The 325-nt window shown below is 74.5% G+C and carries 1 protein-coding gene; it reads right to left on the reverse strand.

The genetic code is table 11. The annotated features are described in order from the left end of the window. Positions 1-325 (reverse strand): MFS transporter (locus DZG00_RS16685; protein ID WP_147360120.1); only part of this gene is annotated, 325 nt, incomplete at both ends.

Genomic DNA, 325 nt, shown 5'->3' on the forward strand with positions numbered 1-325 from the left:
GGGCGCGCTCGGCCGGTCGCCGCGCTCCTGCAGCGCCTTGAACACGGGGGTGTCCTCGAGCTTCAGGCGGATCCAGAGACCGAACGCCACGAGCAGCGCCGAGAGCAGGAAGGCGACGCGCCAGCCCCAGTCGAGGAAGTCCTCCTCGGTGAGCAGCACGGTGAGCAGCGCGAGCGCGCCGTTGGCGAGCAGGTTGCCCGCGGGCGGCCCGACCTGCGCGGCCGACGACCAGAACCCGCGCTTGCGCGGATCCCCGAACTCGCTCGAGAGCAGCACCGCGCCGCCCCACTCGCCGCCGACGCCCACGCCCTGCGCGAAGCGGAGG

It is taken from the genome of Clavibacter lycopersici (genome assembly GCF_003576405.1).
In the GTDB taxonomy this organism is placed as follows: Bacteria; Actinomycetota; Actinomycetes; order Actinomycetales; family Microbacteriaceae; genus Clavibacter; species Clavibacter lycopersici.